12 protein-coding genes are annotated in these 16756 nt (G+C 35.9%); 10 read left to right on the forward strand and 2 right to left on the reverse strand.

The features are described from left to right. The first annotated feature begins 24 nt into the window (after positions 1 to 24). Entirely contained in the window at positions 25 to 612 is a 588-nt protein-coding gene (locus tag H7U22_RS16115; protein ID WP_187072369.1) for a hypothetical protein, read from the forward strand. 193 nt (positions 613 to 805) lie between these two features. After that, a complete protein-coding gene (locus H7U22_RS16120; protein WP_187072370.1) occupies positions 806 to 1120 on the forward strand; it encodes a hypothetical protein in 315 nt (104 codons plus the stop codon). A gap of 132 nt (positions 1121 to 1252) precedes the next feature. Here H7U22_RS16120 and H7U22_RS16125 read toward each other — a convergent pair whose 3' ends face one another. Both H7U22_RS16125 and H7U22_RS16130 read right to left on the reverse strand, forming a co-directional pair. Then, complete coding sequence (locus H7U22_RS16125) at positions 1253 to 2329, reverse strand: aminotransferase class V-fold PLP-dependent enzyme (RefSeq protein WP_187072371.1); 1077 nt, start codon at positions 2327 to 2329, stop codon at positions 1253 to 1255. A gap of 32 nt (positions 2330 to 2361) precedes the next feature. Further along, positions 2362 to 2595 (reverse strand): helix-turn-helix transcriptional regulator, encoded by a 234-nt coding sequence (locus tag H7U22_RS16130; RefSeq protein ID WP_187072372.1) that lies wholly within the window; start codon positions 2593 to 2595, stop codon positions 2362 to 2364. A gap of 618 nt (positions 2596 to 3213) precedes the next feature. Here H7U22_RS16130 and H7U22_RS16135 point away from each other — a divergent pair. From H7U22_RS16135 to H7U22_RS16170, 8 genes are all read left to right on the forward strand, one after another. Beyond that, a complete protein-coding gene (locus H7U22_RS16135; protein ID WP_187072373.1) occupies positions 3214 to 4662 on the forward strand; it encodes a TonB-dependent receptor in 1449 nt (482 codons plus the stop codon). After that, positions 4659 to 4889, forward strand: a complete 231-nt coding sequence (locus tag H7U22_RS16140) for a hypothetical protein (RefSeq protein WP_187072374.1) — start codon at positions 4659 to 4661, stop codon at positions 4887 to 4889. Before H7U22_RS16135 ends, H7U22_RS16140 begins: the two co-directional genes overlap by 4 nt. A 28-nt stretch (positions 4890 to 4917) precedes the next feature. Further along, positions 4918 to 10296, forward strand: coding sequence for a fibronectin type III domain-containing protein (locus H7U22_RS16145; RefSeq protein WP_187072375.1), 5379 nt, complete (start codon positions 4918 to 4920; stop codon positions 10294 to 10296). Positions 10297 to 10299: 3 nt separating this feature from the next. After that, on the forward strand, positions 10300 to 10776 hold the full coding sequence (locus H7U22_RS16150) for a hypothetical protein (RefSeq protein ID WP_187072376.1): 477 nt from the start codon (positions 10300 to 10302) through the stop codon (positions 10774 to 10776). Positions 10777 to 10918: 142 nt separating this feature from the next. After that, on the forward strand, positions 10919 to 11077 hold the full coding sequence (locus tag H7U22_RS23490; RefSeq protein WP_187072377.1) for a CdiA C-terminal domain-containing protein: 159 nt from the start codon (positions 10919 to 10921) through the stop codon (positions 11075 to 11077). 4 nt (positions 11078 to 11081) lie between these two features. Further along, a complete protein-coding gene (locus tag H7U22_RS16160) occupies positions 11082 to 11543 on the forward strand; it encodes a SitI3 family protein (RefSeq protein WP_187072378.1) in 462 nt (153 codons plus the stop codon). Positions 11544 to 11782: 239 nt separating this feature from the next. Continuing rightward, positions 11783 to 12331 carry an REP-associated tyrosine transposase gene (locus tag H7U22_RS16165; protein WP_187072379.1) on the forward strand — a complete coding sequence of 183 codons (549 nt, stop codon included), beginning with the start codon at positions 11783 to 11785 and terminating at the stop codon, positions 12329 to 12331. 305 nt (positions 12332 to 12636) lie between these two features. After that, positions 12637 to 16716: a hypothetical protein gene (locus H7U22_RS16170; RefSeq protein WP_187072380.1), complete on the forward strand. Its 4080-nt coding sequence runs from the start codon at positions 12637 to 12639 to the stop codon at positions 16714 to 16716. Positions 16717 to 16756: the final 40 nt, after the last annotated feature.

A 16756-nucleotide genomic window follows, 5' to 3' on the forward strand; every position in this document is an offset into this window, starting at 1 on the left:
TCGTTTATTATTAAATTGAAAAAAATGAAAAATATCATATCTAAAATTACGGTTATCGCTAGCATTATCATTGTATCGATGAGTGCTTGCAAGAAAGACTCTAATTCTGAAGTAGAAGTTGCTGGCACGGGTGCTACAACAATTGAACTGGCGAAAAGCACACCAATTTCTGCTACGGGTACAGTGGCTACAAGCGTTGTAACCCTTAACTATATTGTTGGCGAAAAACTTTTCCCATCAAAGGTGATCCCAAAGTTGACTGTTTATTATTTAGCTAATACACAAACGAGTTCTACTGCAGTGAGTAGTTCTGTTAGAACTCCGCTTTTTACGGCGACTAATGTATCTTTAGCTGCTAACGCTACACCAGCGGCGGGTGCACCTGTTGTGACTGCAATTGGTGCTTATGGTAATGCAAGCAATACTATTTGGGGACTTACTTATACTTTTAACTTAAGCCAAATTGGTAAAGGCCTTTTTACTGTAAGTAATGGTGCTGTATCTCAATCAAGAGGAACAAGTATTATTATTGTAGCACAAGATGCGGCAAATGTTACCCTTGCGGAATATACTTTTGCACTTACTGAATTTGGATTGAGAGCGGCACTTTAGTCGTTTTTAAATTCCTATTTGAAGCCCCCGAAATTCGGGGGCTTTTTTTGTCTTAAATTTTCTGTGGAGAATGAGATTTTACCTAAAAATTATAAGATAGATTTGTTTGCTAAAATAATTAGTATAAATTTGCCATTGTGAAGAGGGCATATTGCTTCTTAATTTATCTAAGCGACAGCACGTATTTTATTTTATGACAGTTACAGTTTTAGCAATATTGGAAACAGATTTCCGTCCAGAATTTTCTTTAGGCAAAATTATGAATGAGCGACTAAAGAATGCAGCGAGGGAACTTCAAGTGGTCCATTTAAAATCTTTAGAGGCTTTGGGTAAACGTGATGATGATCTTGTTGTTTACATTAGTTATAATCCAAAATATAAAATTAGATGGCGTGTGGTTAATGATGTGCCAAAATCTATAGATGATCAGGTTGCTTCAATTTGTGGCGATTTGGGCTACATCCAATGGAAAACCGCAGTGGTTAATGTTTTTAAAGGGAACGAGTAGGGGGGAGATGTAAGATGGGTGATGATGGGCTAAGTTGATTGAATTTGTTTGCAAAACTAATTGCATGGCCGATCAAGATTAACTTTTTGAAGGCTAATCTAAATCGAAATTGGGGATGATGGGTTGATTTATTTATTTGCCGTCTATCGCCTCGATTAATTTATCCAGCTCATTTTCTGTATTGTAGTAATGAAAAGAAAACCGGGTGCCAGCGCCTCTTGCCGAACATATAATATTGGCTTTTTGAATTCGCTGAAGCATATCTGGGGTTAATGATAAGCTTAAGATTGTTGAATGTTCTGCTCGTTCTATTACCGCATCAGCAAGTAATCCTCTATTCATAAAAGCAATCTTAGCTTTTTGGGTTAAGCTTTGGGTTGTGTTTTCTATATAATCCAAGCCCAATGCTTCTAGCTGGTGGATCGATTGATTTAAGCTTCCAAAACTCAAGGTATCTAGGTGACCAGGCTCGAAGCACATAAGTAAATGATCTTTACCCTGTAAAAAAGGTTCGGTTGGTAAATTGTTTATTTTTCTGTTTTTGTAGATGAAGTTTTTGGCATCATTTTTTATGAAGACAAAGCCATTTCCATAACCACCAAGCATCCATTTATAACTGCTTGAGATTAAAACATCGAGTGCAGAGTTTTCAAAATTGAAAGGCGCTGTTCCACAAAATTGTGTACCATCTGCAATTAAAAGCAAATTGGGGAATTCTGATTTCAAATTTTTAAGGAAGGATTCACTTAGTTTGATCCCGGAAACGTATTGAACTAAGCTAAAAGCAAATATGCTGGGTTTAATTTCTCTAATTTTATCTAGAATTCTTTTTTCTAAATTTGTACCTATCTCTACAAAATCACACTGAAAACCTCTACTTGTAATGGGATAATTAACGGAAGGGTAATCTCCGCTGAGCAGTAAAAATGTGTGATTGCTTTCTAGGCCGTCGAGAAATGTATTTAAACCAAAAGAAAAATTTGGAACCAAATAGGTGTTTTCTGATTTTGCTTTGAAAAGACGAGCAAGATTTTCTCTTATACTTTGAAAGAATAGGGCAGTGTTTAATCGAAATTCGCTTCCTAAATCCATAAATTCTTCATCATGCTTTTTTCGCCAATTGGCAATAGAAGTAGATAATAATCCGGAGTTGGCTGTATTTAGATAGGTGCATTTTCCAAGTACTGGAAATTGATCAGAAAGGTTCATGTACAAATGTAAGAGAAAAAATAAATAGCTGATTATTTGATTATTGAATCAAAATCAAAAATATCATTCATGGAAACATTTAAGGCATCTGCTATTTGTTTTAACACATATCCTGATGCATTTACATGGCCATTTTCTATTCTGCTAATGCTCTGAAAATCCTTATTTATACTAGCGCCTAAATTTGGCTGCGTTAATCCCTTTTCTTCACGCAGTTGTGCAATACGTTTTCCTAGCTTTTTTTTGAAAAGTTCTAAATCATCCATCCTGCAAACTCGAGAGATTTGAGAACAAACATCTAAACGTATTTGTTTAGTTTGGTATTTTTTGTTACTTTTGTAGAACTTACTTTAAATAATTAAATCTCAATTATTGGAAAGTAGGTTTCATTCTGATTACATCCCAATTTTAGTAGTAAAAATTTACGTCATCGGTAACTTAATTGTTATTCCGTTGTATTTAGATTCAAAACATTTACCTATGAGCAGTAGCATGGTGGGGAAAAATGGGTGTATAATGGCTTCAATTTTTAGAAGCTTACAATTCCCATTTTACAGATTTGAGCGGTTGAGCTATTTGTTTAACAAGTTATTTTGAAAATTTTTATAAAACGCCGATGACGTACTTTTTAATTCCCGATTTGGGGAATTTCATCAACATGGTGGGCAATTAATTTCCCAATAAAATTCTTGAATAAAATTTTAATTATCCTTAATGTATTGATAATCAAATGATAGGGTGTTTAGTCGCGTTTTGGCATTGTTTTGTAATAGTATAAAACATAAGACTGAAAAACCACTTGTTCAAAACATTTGAAAAAAACGCTACTCAAAACTTTTTCTTGTCTAATTTTTTGCACAAATTTTCGGCTGTGTATCCCTCTATTGGGCTGTGCACAAAAGCTTGATGCCATTGGTAAATCTAAACCACTAGCAATTACGGGTGGGATATCGACCAATCAGATCGCTTATTTTGCATCGGGTATTACAGATAGGAGAGCGCCTTACAATTTCTTTGTGTCAGGAAATCTGAACTTTGATCTATACGGATGGAGCGTTCCTTTAGGATTTACATATTCCAATCAAAGTAAAGGTGCTTTCCAACAGCCATTTAACCAATATGGATTAACACCAACCTATAAGTGGGTAACTGGACACGTAGGATATAGCAGTATGTCTTTTTCCAATTATACCATGAACGGCCATTTGTTTTTAGGTGTTGGTGCTGATCTTGCGCCGCTAGGTCCATTCAAGGTAAGTTTAATGTATGGTCGATTACAGAAGGAGGTTGTGGTTGATGAGAATTTATCACCAGGAATAGAACCTGCATATAGGCGAATGGGTTATGGAATGAAGGCTTCATATTCTAAAAATAAAGATAATATAGACCTGATAATTTTTAAGGCAAAGGATAATCTCAACTCAAATCCAACAATGCCGATGGATGGCTTGGTAACCCCTCAAGATAACCTGGTTTTAGGTTTAAATGCTACAAAAACACTATTTAAAAAATTGCTTGTCAATGCAGAATTTGCTGCAAGCGCATTAACCAGAAATCAAACTGCATCGATAGATAGTTTAGGAAGCAATAAAGTGCCCAATCTTGGCTTTCTTCTTCGAACAAATAGTTCTACTGCTTTATATACCGCTTACAAAATAGGTGTAGGTTATAGTGAAAAAAAATATACCATAGGACTTGGTTATGAACGCATTGCACCAGAATATAAAACACTGGGTGCTTATTATTTTGCCAACGATTTTGAAAATGTAACGGCGAATTTAACAACGAGATTATTAAAGGATAAATTGAGTTTGGCCGTGAATGCTGGGGTACAGCATGATGATTTGAGGAAAGCCAAGCAGAGCACAATGAAACGCTTTGTTGGCGCATTGAATGCAACTTATCAGGCCAGCAAAAAAATGAATTTAAATGCCAGCTATTCTAATTTTCAATCTTTCGTAAACATTCGATCCAATTTTAATCAAATCAATTCCTTAACGCCATATGATAATCTTGACACCCTAAACTACACTCAGATTTCTCAAAATGTAAGTTTAAGTAGTACCTACTTATTAAGCCAGAGTAAAGAGAAAAGCCAGATAATTTCAACCAATGTTTCTTATATGACTTCTGCTGATAAACAAGGGGGAAATGTACAGCAAAGTGGGGGACAGTTTTACAACATTAATGCGAGTTATAGTTTGGGCCTAGTGCCGAAGAATATATCATTTACAGCAAGTATAAATGCAAATAAAAATAGTGTTGGTGTAATCCATACCAGCACATTTGGACCAACATTAGGGGTAAACAAAGCTTTTTCGATAAAAAATTGAGGTCTTCTTTCAGTGCTTCTTTAAACAGAAGTTACGCAAATGGAGCTATGAATAGTAACATCATCAATTTTAGGATTACAAACACTTATGTAGTTAAGAAAAAGCACAATTTAAATTTAAGTATGATGGCTTTAAATCGTGCTGCTGTATCGACACTACAAACAACCAACAGTTCGAAAAGCTTCTCTGAGTTTACAACGACATTGGGTTACAATTATAATTTTTAAGTAGAGGCAATTTTTTAAAGTATTTATAATGAGTAAAGAGATAAAAAATTTTAAGTTGCTGAACGATCGTCAAATTCGTTTTTCGTGTACCGTTTTTCGCTTTTTGTTTTTCGGTTTAAGAACGCTAAACTTTCCAACTTCAACTTTTAACCTTTTAAGTTTCCTTTCTTGGCTAGGCATTTCGAACCACCCCGCCCTGCGGGCACCCCTCAAGAGGGGAATTGCATGGCGCTCAAAAACTTTCAACTTTCAACTTTTAACTTTCAACTTCTTATTATTCTTCTGTTTTTCAGCTTTCAGCTTAACTTCAAGCGCTCAACAAATTTCACCTATTCTTGCAAATACTCAGGTTAATCCGCCATATAGTTCTTATTTGAGCGATTATTCTTCTCCTGGATCAACCAAATTACAGGTTAATTTATTTTTGAAAGATTTAACAAAAACCAATTATCCTTGTAGACTACGAATTAAGATTGAAGGATTTGGTATTACTATACAAAGCAAAAACGATTTTAATGCTCCTGCTTTATTTTTAAACGGTGGCGAATTAAGTGTAATTACCGGAGCAGATCTGGAGCCATATTTCAATCCGCAAAACTTGGTTTTCCAAGGACTAAACCAAACCGAGTTTACCAAAAATGGAGGCAAACTCCCAGAAGGAATTTATCGGTTCACTGTAGAGGTTATTGATTATTATCGAAAAAGTCTGGTGTCTAATTCAGCGCTTTCGGTAGTTTCTATTTTTCTGGCTTATCCACCCATAATCAATCAACCCTTTAATTTAAGCAAGGTAGCCGCTTTGGATCCTCAAAATGTGGTTTTCCAATGGACACCAAGAAGTACCGGTTCAATTAATGCCGCTTATAATATTGCGTACAAATTTAGATTGGCAGAAATTATTCCTGCAGACCGAGATCCAAATGATGCCATTCGTACCTCAAGACCTTTGTACGAAACCTTTACCGATCAAACCGTTTTGGTTTATGGTTTAACCGAGCCAAATTTAATTCCCGGTAATAGCTATGCAGTTCAAGTTCAGGCGGTTGAGGCAGATGGGAAGGATTTATTTATAAATAACGGAAATAGCGAAGTTGTAAAGTTTACTTATGGCGATAAATGCGCCAGTCCGATTAATATTTTGGCCGAACTTTCTGGCCTAAATTCGATTAAGGTAAGCTGGAATGCTCTGCCATTACAACAGGCTTTTACCATCCGATATAGGGAATCCAATAACCCAACTGCACAATGGTTCGAACAAGAAGTTTATACGCCTAGTTATTTAATTCAGGGATTGCGGTCTTCTACCCAATACGAATTTCAGATTAAGGCACAATGTATTTATGGCTATGGAGATTACTCCGAACTTCAAACTTTTAAGGTACCGGATGAAGCGCTTACGCAAGGCGATTTTGTTTGTGGCAAAGTGGAAGATCTACCCGCTGTAGAACAGGGCGATCCGCTCCCGGTATTGGTAAAATCGATGGTTTTCTTCGCTGGAAAATTTCCTGTTGTAGTTACCGAAGCCAGTGGAGCTAACGGTAATTTTAGTGGAACAGGAACAGTTGGGGTTCCATTTTTAAATGCGTTAAGTTTTAAAGTTGAGTTTAAAGATATCCGAATCAGTACCGCATTAAAGCTAACTAACGGGAAAGTCTCTTTCTCACGACAGACTTTAGAGCAATCTATCGATCAGGTTATTGCTAACATAGCGGTAAAGCCCGATGCCAGCGGAAATGTAGAAGCCATATCAGCTAATGGTTTGCCTACAATAGTAGATGCTGCTGTAAATTGGCCTGGTGCACTTCCTACTTACGATGCTATAGCCAAAACCGTGAAATTTACCGCTTCTGTTGATGGACAAACACCAAAAGAAATTACCATCAAATTAAAAGAAGGGCAACCACCATTCGTTTTTCAAGATAAAAACAATGAAACCTTTAGTGTCGACAAAAACGGTACGGTAACTCATTTGGGTAAAATACCAACTTCAGAATTGCTGGCCGGCGGAAGTAGCACAAGTTTGGTGATTAATACAGAAAAAGCAAGTGTAAAGTTTTTAGCGCCAAATCAAAAATATGGTTTAGATACCTATCAAAAAGACTTCGGTACCAATTCCAATTATGCAGCAGGCTACCAAGCATTAACTGATAATGGCAAAGGCAAACCTAAATATTTTGTTAGCCGAAAATCTATAGAAAGCCATCAGCCTGATGAAGTACAAGCCATAATTACCACTACCGACAAAACGATTTTAGCCAACAAATTGGAATTTAAAACCGGAAGTGGCGAAAAATTATCTTCGACTTTAAAAGATAGTATCTACACGATTAATTTAATTGGTGCATTAGCCGATAATGATAAAGAAATTTACGCTTACCACCCAGATGTGGCCACTGGAGGAGCCAATATTGGTAAATTAAACATCAGTGCTTTTAATAAAATAAGTAAAAAGGTTATTCTCGTGCCTGTTAACGGTGCGGGTGCATCTATTAATGCTACATCTATTCATGGGGCCTTAAATAAAATATATGAACAGGCTGTAGTAGAATGGGATGTAAAAATTGCTGATAATTTTGATAGTAAAAATATAGACTTTGATCATTTAGAAACCGCCAATAGCAACATCATCAGTGCCTATACCAATGGGCAAAAAGCTTTGGTAAATGCTTATCGAGAAAATCATAAACTAGAAAGTGGAACCTATTATGTTTTCTTGGTAAAAAACTTAAGTGATGGCAGTGCTGGTTACATGGTGCGTGGCGGGCAGGTAGGTTTTGTGGCCCTCACCCCAGCCATTTCCGAAGGAGAAGGAGCTATTGGGCGTACCATTGCGCACGAACTTGGACATGGCGCTTTTATGCTTCAGCATACTTGGGCAGATCCTGGTCTTAAGGAAAAATCGACAAAGAATTTAATGGATTATGCAGGTGGTACTGAGCTCTGGTACAGTCAGTGGAAGTACATGCGTAATCCGGATTTAATTTTTAGGCCTTTTGAGGGAGACGATGAGGGGGCTTATCTTAAAAATAGCTTTTTCGTGGCTATCAATGGCTATCCAATTGAAATAAAAGATGTTGATCTAAAATCTATAAGAGTATCTGCAAAGTATCCTTCAGGTAGTATTTCTGGATATACAGATAAGCAGGGTAAAGTTTTTGATGCCGTTTTTGAGAAAGGTGCATTTGTTGGGTATCGCTATGGCGTTGGCAAAGCTGCAACGACCATCAAGTTAAAACCAATAGATAAAAAACTTATAAAAGTTCAGTTTATAGAACCAACAATAGATGATTGTATTTATAAGATATCTGTGGGCGATTATATTGTTCCATCAGAAATTTCCGGTCTTGTAGCATCAAAAATTGAGATGCCTGCAAGGAGAGATACATCTGGAACAATGACAAGCCTTTCCTGTATTTCTCAAAACTTGGCCAACGATAGCTATACCGGCAAAAAATATTTAGATGCATTAGGTGAGAATATCGGTAAAGGAAATGATAGTAGTTTGCCCAAACCATCTGATGGCAATTCGTTGATGTTCGATTATGCACAAACGCTTTCTGTTAAAGAAAAGCAAAAGGTAATGGAACAGTTAAAGTTTATTAACGAAAATGACGGGATAGAGGGAAGGATTTATATTACCGATTACCTCACTCCAATAGAAACTAAGCAAGAAATCCAAACCTATATAAATAATTTAAAAGGCAAAGAAATAGCACTTTGGATAGATTTTGATATCAATAAAAAACCAAATGTTCAATTAAAAGTAAGCAGTGATATAGAGGGTGCCGGAAATCCTTCAACACTAGCATATATAGAAAAGTTGAAGGAACGAGCTTGGTATCAGGTTGTTGATGCCAACTGGCAAATGGATTTTAATCCGTTAACAGCTGTTTTGGATGGCGTTGCCGGCTTAATTGGTAAGCTATCTATCCCTGAACGTTTTTATAACCCATCTGCCCAAAATTACAATTCACTGCCTGCAACCATTTATGCTGTTGCAAGCCTCGGCATAATAGGAGATGAATTAAGTTCTATCCTAACGAAAAATAATCCATATACAAATAAATTTTCTCGTACAAGATGTGATTTTGCTTTTACGTGTGGGGTATGGAACGGATTGGTTGGTACTTTAGAAGCTATACCAAGCGGAATCTCTGGTTTGGTTAAAATATCGGGTTCAATAATCGATGTTATTGTTGATCAGGATGGAGCAAGAACAAAATTTGCAGCAACGATAAAAAGTATAAACTGGACCAGCATCGGTAAATTATCTGAAGGCATTGGTGTCGAAATTGGCAAAGGATGGGATAAATATACTGCAAACCCATGTATGGTTGCATACAGTGGTGGCCAGGCAGGCTTTGTTGTAATATCTCTATTTATCGGTGCAGGAGAAGCTAACGTTGCCAAAACATTTTTGCAGGTAATGGAAAAACTTGATATCGCTGGCCAAATGATCGGTAGGGTTATGAGGGTTGGCGGTGTGCTCATTAAACCAGTAATTAATGCCACCTCAAAATCGATAAGATTTGTACTGAGTGAAGGCATTCAGTTTGCTGAAAGAATAAAATTCAGTTTGCCAAATAATCTGTACTGCGGTATTCCTTTTCTAAAGATAGAACTCCGCGATAAGCTAAAAAACTTAACAGCCGATGAAATTGAAAAGTTAGAAAAGAATATTGCAGAACAGTTGCAAGATCCTTCAATACCAATAGATGCTGATGGGAATAAATTGGTAGAGCTTGATATTAATGGAGAAAAAACACCGGCTTTGGTTGGAACGGAAGAGGGGTTAGGGAAGGCAGGGAAAGAGGTAAGTGAGCTTTCGGAAGAATTAAGAGTGCTTTTAAGTAAAATTGATGATGCTGTTGAGGATGGAGTTTCTAAAAATATAGATGATGTCATTAAAAAAGGCGAATTTTCAATTGATATTATAGATGATGTAATTTCGGATATACCAGATATATCAACAAAAAAAGGTAAAAAACTAACTTGGGAAGAAGTAAAAGCATTATTTAAAAGAGGAAATGACTTTAATAAAAAAGCAATTCGAGAAAGATGGGATAAATTTAATGAAGTAACTTTAAGCAATGGGAAGCGATTAGACGGTTACACCCCACCAACTGATGGAAAATTAGGGGAGATAGTTTCAAGAAAAGCAACTGATTTAGAAAAAATAAAGTATGAAACATTTGAAAATTACCTTAAAGAATTAAAAGCAAAGTATCCTGAAGGAATTGCCATCAATGCACCAAAATATGGAAATGATTTGAAAGGAAAAATTCTCGAAGGCAAGCATATATTAGAAATTCCAGAATCCAACAGAAGTTTTTCTGAAATACAGGAATATATTAATTTAGCAAAAAGTGAAAAATATAATATAGAGATAAGGTTTAGAGCAGAATAGAAAATGGAACTTAATCAAGCATCACAAATGCAAATTTATTGTAATATAGATTTTTATGATCGATATAAGCTAATATGCGATTTACATCAATTTGAAAATACTTTTGAAAATGTTTCAAAAACCGAGGTTTTAGATATTTTAAATCAAAATGGATATACTGCTAAATATCTTAAAAATGGAGGGTTTTTTAAAATTAATGAGATGCTGAATGGCATAAAATTCTACTTTAATTTTTCTTTGAAATACGGATTAGTAGAGTTGATCATTGGGGCAACCGACTTTAAAACAGATAGGCTTATAATGGGAGGTACGTTTGGAAATATTAGTGATGACATAGAGCATTCAAAAAATGTTAGTAGTAATAAAAAACTATTTCTCCCGAGTTTTAGAAATTATGGAGATTTAACAATAATACTGAATAAAGCCTTATTAATTTATGAGGATTTTAAAAAGGAACTTTTAAGCCTCGCGTGTGAATGAGTAATAAAATGAGAGTACAAAAGAAACCTCTATCTGGTTTAAGGTTACTCTAGCGCAAGCGTCCGCTTGTGCTAAAAGAAATCTTAGTATAGAAGGAAATTTAGATTGAATAATTGAGGGCACAAGCGGACGCTTGCGCCAGATGAGGGCTAAGCAAACTGAACGAGTTGTTATTAATCTTAAAAACTGGGATGGTGAAATCTCTAATTTACAAAAGCAATTCACTGATTATCCAGTTGAAAATTTAAAAGAGTTAATAATAATTGATAAAAATAATATAGTATCTCATATTGAATTATAAAAAAATGGCATTAGAATACAGATTACATATAAGAACGAGGACTCCGCTATTTGACTTTGTTAAAAAATATCTTGATGAAAAAAATATTTTATTTAATAAAGAAAATACTAATAAAGGTGTGAATTTCTATTTATATGAGATATTGGGTTTTATGATTTCAATTTTGTATTCAGAAAAAGTATTTTTTGAATACCTAATAAACGAAAATCAAATTGTTGAGGCGGATTGGGATTACTCAACTGACATACATTTTAGATTAGATAAATTTTATGATAATCTGCTGGCTAGATTAAATATGATAGATGTATGTGTTTGTATTCTAAGTAATACAAAAGATGATGCCAAATTACTATTCAATGGTGATATTTTAGTTTTAGAAAGATATAATGGTGTAATAAGTATAAACAAGAATTTTGGATTTTGGAATTCACATGATTTGTTGAATAAAATAGAAAATATTATGTAGAGATTTTAGATGTTATTGCGTGTGAATGAGTTAATAATAAACAAATGGTGATAAAAGAAAATTAACCGTAATATAAATTCCCCTATCTGGTTTAAGGTTACTCTAGCCCCTATATGGTTTAAGGTTACTCTAGCGCAAGCGTCCGCTTGTGTTAAAAGAAATCTTACTATAGAAAGAAATTTAGATTGAATAATTGAGGGCACAAGCGGACGCTTGCGCCAGATGAATTAAAATAATAAATGAGCACAAAATATAAAATACGAGATCAAGAGCAGCTTTATTTTGTAAGTTTTGCTGTTGTTTACTGGCTTGATGTTTTTGTGAGAAATGAATATAAAGATGTAGTATTAGAAAGCCTGTGCTTTTGTCAAAAAAATAAAGGTTTAGAGGTTTATGCATGGTGCATCATGACGAGCCACGTGCACTTGATTATAGGAACAAACGATAAAAAGATGGAAGATATTCTGCGAGACTTTAAGAGCCATACCTCAACCCAATTAAGAAAAATGATTAAGGATAACCAACAAGAAAGTAGGAGAGAGTGGTTGTTGTGGATGATGGAGCGGGCGGGCAACAAGAATAGTAACAATAATGGCTTTCAGTTTTGGCAACAAGATAACCATCCAATAGAACTATGGGATAATTATATGAAAGAACAGAAATTAGATTATTTGCATGATAATCCAGTAGTATCTGGTTTTGTTTCAAAGGCAGAAGATTATTTATACAGCAGTGCGAGAGATTATTGCGGAGAGAAAGGTTTATTGGATATTATACTAATCGAATAAACAAAACAAGTACAAGCAATCCTACTCCTCTATCTGGTTTAAGGTTACTCTAGCTCAAGAATCCCCCATATCTGGTTTAGGGTTACTCTAGCGCAAGCGTCCGCTTGTGCTAAATAGAAATCTTAATATAGAAAGAAATTTAGATTGAATGATTAGAGGGCACAAGCGGACGCTTGCGCCAGATAAGCGAATAAAAAATAAAAACAAGAAAAATAAAAACAAATAAATTAACAACCCTCAAATCAATCCCTAACCATTTTTACATCCTAAAAAAGAAAATACGAAACAGGTAAACCAAACCATACATGACTAAATTTTTACGCTTAATTTTTCTGTTAGGGATTTTAATAGGCGGCGCATCGAAAGCAAACAGTCAAACAGTAGATACACTGATCCAGCACATCAGAAAGTTGCAGGCTACGGTACAAAACCGTCGTTTGAATACTGGAGAAATGACCTCTAGTTCTGTCCACATGATGCCTATTGGTGTTTTGGGGAAGAGCAGTGGTCAGGGCGTTCCGCTAATTTTGATTGATGACGTAACGCTTTATCCAACCTATGCAGAGTTTCGGGCTTATGCAGTATTCTCGTTGCCGGGCTCAAAAGATTCTATTTATTTTGCTACTGTAAATCCGATTAAAATGACCTACAGTGGAGGTGTTTTAGGTACTGCCCGTATCGATTTGGTTAAGGATAAAAAAATTGAGATGATGGGGAAAGAAGCAGAATTCACCATCCTCAAAGGTAAATCTTATGTAGAATTTGATTGTAAAGGATTTAAACGGGCAGGGTTAGGTGTTTCTGTAAATATGCCTAAAAAGCTCGTTCCAGAAGATGCTTATGGCAATCAACTTACTGATCAAAGGGTTAAGGGTTACTTTTCTGTAGAGTTTAGCGATTTCAACGATATCCTTGCTTCCATAAGCATCGATCCATTTCAAGTTAGCGGTGTTAAAGGCATCACATTTACGGTTACGGATGCTATTGTTGATTTAAGTGATCTCAACAATGCTACAAATATGGCATTCCCTAAAGATTATGAGAAAGATTATTTGGATGGGGTAGATGTTTCGCTATGGCGTGGCTTTTATGTCAGAAATGTTTCGGTTAAGCTTCCACCAGAAATAAAAGACAGGAGCAAGAATGGTCGGCGTGAATTTCAGGCGAAGAATGTTCTCATTGATAATCATGGTTTCAGTGGAGAAATAATTGCGAAAAATTTAATCAGTTTAGAAAACGGCGATCTCGGCGGTTGGAATTATTCTGTAGATAGCATTTATGTAAATCTAAGGGCAAACCAATTAACGGGAGCTGGCATTGCAGGTGGGTTAAATATTCCAATAAGCGGCGATACAACAAAGTTAGCTTATAAGGCCATTTTTAAACCTAGCGAAGAGTACCTTTTTAATGTAGCTACAACAAAAGATATGAGCTTTGATATTTTCAAGGCTGCAAATGTAAAATTAAAAAAAGGCTCTTTCATTGAAGTATCCTTAAGAGAAAAGAAGTTTGAAGTGTTAGCCAACTTGAGCGGAAGCTTAAGCATTGGTGCCAATTTAAGTGGAGATAAAAATGAAACTAAAGAGGGCAACAAGTTTAGTACGGGAACTTTGGGTTTCGAGCAATTGGTTATTTCTACTCGGGCACCATTTATCCATTCAGGGACTTTCAGTTTAGATGTAACGGTTAAAATAGGAACATTTACGGGCTCTATTAGCAATGTCAAAATTGTTAAAAAGGATGATAATAGAGGCTTGGGATTCGATTTAAAGATTGGCCTCTTAAATTCAAAAGATGCCAATAGTGGTTTCTCGGCCGATGCCAGCTTAATGATTTTAGGTAAAGTGGTAGTGGGTGCTGATGAAAGTCAGCATTATCAATACGTAACTACTCAATTTAACAGAGTTCACGTAGAAATTAATCAAGGTAATTTTTATTTAGACGGAGAATTAAATTTCTTTAAGGAAGACGAAACTTTCGGCTCTGGTTTTAAAGGTAAAATTATTGCGGGTATTACAGCTGGAATAGATGTTAAGCTTGGTGCTACTGTTTTATTTGGAAGTGTTGCAGGCAACAAGTATTGGTATGCCGATGCGCTTGCAGAGATAAGTCCAGGAATTCCGATTGCTGGACCGATTCAGATTTATGGTTTTGCTGGTGGTTTATATTATGGCGTAAAACAAAAACCGGGTAATGGCGGAAATATCGCTGTTATAAATTCGCAAACTGGATTGGCTTACTTACCTGACGCAAATGCAGGGCTTGGTGTAAGAGCGGCTATTATGATGGCTTTGGTTAACAAATCTGTTCTTAATGGAAATATTGGTTTTGAAATTGCTTTTAACAAAAATGGTGGCTTAAGTAGGGCAATGTTAATGGGTAACCTTAACATGTTACAACAGGTTTCTATTGATGTGCTTTCGAGTTTGAAAAATGGAAGTTTGGAACTCTCTAAGTCCGAAAACATTAGCGATGCCGAGAAGGTGGCGAAAAATTCGTCCACATTCGATTCAATGAATACTAGAGGGCAATTATCGGCCAGTGTTTTTATAGATTGGGATGTAGACAATAGATCGCTATATGCCAGTTATAAAACCTATGTTAACTTAATTGCTGGAGTAGTGAAAGGAGTAAGTGCAGGCGGTATGGCTGGCGGAGGCGAGTTGTTTTTTTCTCCAAGTAAATGGTATGTTCATGCAGGTACACCAGATCAACCCCTTGGGCTAGAATGGCTTTGGCTTTATAAATCCAAATCTTACTTCATGGTTGGTAACGATCTACCTGGAAGTCCTCCACCACCACAAAATGTTTCAGAAATTTTGGGCGGTAAAAACCTCGATTACATGCGAGACCTCAATGCTTTGAAATCGGGCATGGGGGTAGCGTTTGGAGCTAGTTTTGGTTACAATACCGGAGACATAAGTTTCTTAATTTTTTATGCACGTTTTGCTGCAGGTGCTGGTTTTGATGTAATGCTTAAAAACTACGGCACATCAGTTCATTGTGAGGGCGGAGATGGTCCGATCGGAATAAATGGTTGGTACGCAAACGGGCAGGTATATGCTTATATCCAAGGTAAAATCGGTATTCAGGTAAAGTTATTCGGTAAAAAGAGAAAGTTTGAAATTATTGATCTTGGAGTAGCGGCCGTACTACAAGCAAAACTACCTAATCCAACATGGATTCATGGAATTGTTGGGGGAAGATACCGCATTTTGGGAGGATTAATTAAGGGTTCTTGTAGTTTCGAATTTACTCTTGGTAAAGAATGTAAGTTGGTTGGCGGAAATGCCTTTGCAGATGCTGGCATACAGGTTATCGCAGATGTTAATCCGCACATGAATGATAAAGATGTTGACGTCTTTGCTATTCCACAGGCAGTATTTAATATTCCAGTTGGTGAAAACTTTAATGTAGATAACGATGGAAGGAACTCATTATTCAGAGCTAAGCTTGACTTTTTTAAAGTTACAGCTGACGGGGTAGAAATTCCGGGTACAATTGCTTGGAATGCCGATAAAACAACAATCGCATTCACATCAACAGACATATTACCAAGTAAAAAGGAAGTGAGTATTGCAACCAAAATTAGCTTTGAGGAAAATAATGGAGGTAATTGGACACCCTATATAGTTGAGGGAAAAAATTATACAGAAGAGCGAATGAATACTTTCGTAACCGGTGATGCACCAGATCATATTCCACAAAATAATGTAGCTTATAGTTATCCACTAATTAATCAACTTAACTATTATAAAGACGAGGCAAAAGAAGGCTATATCAAACTTAAGCGTGGGCAACCTGAATTATTTAACTCGACCGGGGATTATAGTCAGATAGGCCGAGTGATGCCTGAAGGTGGAGCAACGAAGGAGTTCCCTGTTTCTTATGCGGATATGCAGGTTAATTATGTAATTCCAGAGATAGAAAACAATAAAGGTTACGAGTTTGCTATTGTTAGTGTTCCGAAAAATTCAGATACATCAGTTGATAGGAATGTTAAAACAACAGAGCAAAAATCACTTTCAGATGGTGATAATGATTTGACCGTTACAACCAAATCTATAGAAGGAACCATTAAAAAATCCGATGAAAAAAGTATTTATGGCATGAACTTCAGAAGTAGTGCATACAGCACTTTTGCCGAGAAACTAAATAAAGCTGGCTCCGCTTATTCTTATACATGGGCATTGCGTAATGGCGTGCACGAATTGGGGTATGTATTTAACTCATCAAAGTTATTTGATGATCAAGAAATGAATGATGAATTAGATATACATCTTATTCATTTGGAGGCAGACCTATCTGAGAATACATGGTACAATACTTATATCTATCCGTACGTATACTGTACCGACCCCTTATTAATTGGACAAATATGTTGAATTAGTTGTGTAATAATAGTCATTATTTGGGTCTATTTTT

Source organism: Pedobacter fastidiosus (assembly GCF_014306625.1).
Classification (GTDB): Bacteria; Bacteroidota; Bacteroidia; order Sphingobacteriales; family Sphingobacteriaceae; genus Pedobacter; species Pedobacter fastidiosus.

What these genes read in the sequence shown, in the direction of transcription:
- H7U22_RS16120 (WP_187072370.1), top strand. Translation starts at nt 806, where the DNA reads ATGACAGTTACAGTTTTAGCAATATTGGAAACAGATTTCCGTCCAGAA.
- H7U22_RS16165 (WP_187072379.1), top strand. Translation starts at nt 11,783, where the DNA reads ATGAGCACAAAATATAAAATACGAGATCAAGAGCAGCTTTATTTTGTA.
- H7U22_RS16170 (WP_187072380.1), top strand. Translation starts at nt 12,637, where the DNA reads ATGACTAAATTTTTACGCTTAATTTTTCTGTTAGGGATTTTAATAGGC.
- H7U22_RS16115 (WP_187072369.1), top strand. Translation starts at nt 25, where the DNA reads ATGAAAAATATCATATCTAAAATTACGGTTATCGCTAGCATTATCATT.
- H7U22_RS16145 (WP_187072375.1), top strand. Translation starts at nt 4,918, where the DNA reads ATGAGTAAAGAGATAAAAAATTTTAAGTTGCTGAACGATCGTCAAATT.
- H7U22_RS23490 (WP_187072377.1), top strand. Translation starts at nt 10,919, where the DNA reads ATGAGGGCTAAGCAAACTGAACGAGTTGTTATTAATCTTAAAAACTGG.
- H7U22_RS16150 (WP_187072376.1), top strand. Translation starts at nt 10,300, where the DNA reads ATGGAACTTAATCAAGCATCACAAATGCAAATTTATTGTAATATAGAT.
- H7U22_RS16130 (WP_187072372.1), bottom strand. Translation starts at nt 2,595, where the DNA reads ATGGATGATTTAGAACTTTTCAAAAAAAAGCTAGGAAAACGTATTGCA.
- H7U22_RS16160 (WP_187072378.1), top strand. Translation starts at nt 11,082, where the DNA reads ATGGCATTAGAATACAGATTACATATAAGAACGAGGACTCCGCTATTT.
- H7U22_RS16125 (WP_187072371.1), bottom strand. Translation starts at nt 2,329, where the DNA reads ATGAACCTTTCTGATCAATTTCCAGTACTTGGAAAATGCACCTATCTA.